A 936-nucleotide genomic window follows, 5' to 3' on the forward strand; every position below is an offset into this window, starting at 1 on the left:
GCCCGTCCCTGCCGGACCGCCTCGACGGCGTCGTCCCCCGGGCTCGACGTCACGAAGACCTCGACGCCCGGTATGGCGAGTCCCACCGCTCGCAGCGGGCCACCGAGGACCCCGTCGGCCATCGTGCAGACCCGCAGGGTCACCTGCTCCCGCCTCTCGGGCCTTGCGGATCGCACGTCCTCGCGGGCCCGGTCGACCTCGGCCAGGATCACCCGCGCCCGCTCCGCCAGGAGGTGCCCCGCCGGCGTCAGCTCGGCCCCGCGAGGAGTGCGATCGAAGAGCGTGACGCGCAGGTCCCGCTCCAGCGCACGGATCTGCTGCGAGAGCGACGGAGCGGCGACGTGCAACCGGCGCGCGGCAGCGGAGAAGCGCCGCTCCTCGGCCACGGTGAGGAAGTACCTGAGCTGGCGCAGGTCCACAAGGCAGGCTACCTCCGGGGACAGGGACGGCGGCGACGTAGGGCCGGGACTCACGGGCATGTGGTTCTACGTCACTGCGCACGCGGTAGTCGTACCGCTTCCCAGGGTATGGAGTGCCTCGGTGTCCTCCCGTCCACCGGCAGCCGTTCCGGTGATGGCCGGGCTCGGGCCCCTGACCGTAGAGCTCTTTGGAGGGCACATGGGCTCGCACCACGCCGGTGAGCTGCTGCTGGCCGAGACCGCCGCCTCGACGGCCACCATCTCCGAGCGCGCGCAGGCCATGCTCCAGGTCCTCCGCCGGCTCGTCCCGTTCGACGGTGCGTGGTTGGCGCTGGCCGACCCGGTGGGCCACGGCTACCACTCCCTGGCGAGCGTCGACCTCGATGGTCCGACCGTGAAGTTCCTCTCCGGCCCACTCATGGCGCGGGACATCGAAATGACCGGCACCAACCGGCCACGTCCGCCGTTGAGCCCGTCGGACCTGCCCTACCCCGCCCAGGAGCTGCGGACCTGGGCC

Annotated in this window: 1 protein-coding gene and 1 pseudogene; one reads left to right on the plus strand and one right to left on the minus strand. The window is 72.3% G+C overall.

All coding sequences use genetic code 11. The features are described 5' to 3' along the window. Window positions 1-419, minus strand: a 419-nt coding sequence (locus PKE99_RS37850; RefSeq protein ID WP_271215072.1) for a LysR family transcriptional regulator, incomplete at its 3' end; no start/stop codon positions are given. A gap of 199 nt (window positions 420-618) precedes the next feature. On the opposite strand from PKE99_RS37850, the pseudogene PKE99_RS37855 reads away from it, so the two are divergent. After that, window positions 619-936: pseudogene (locus PKE99_RS37855) on the plus strand (helix-turn-helix transcriptional regulator); the annotation flags it as partial.

This window comes from Pseudonocardia halophobica (assembly GCF_027922425.1).
Classification (GTDB): domain Bacteria; phylum Actinomycetota; class Actinomycetes; order Mycobacteriales; family Pseudonocardiaceae; genus Pseudonocardia; species Pseudonocardia halophobica.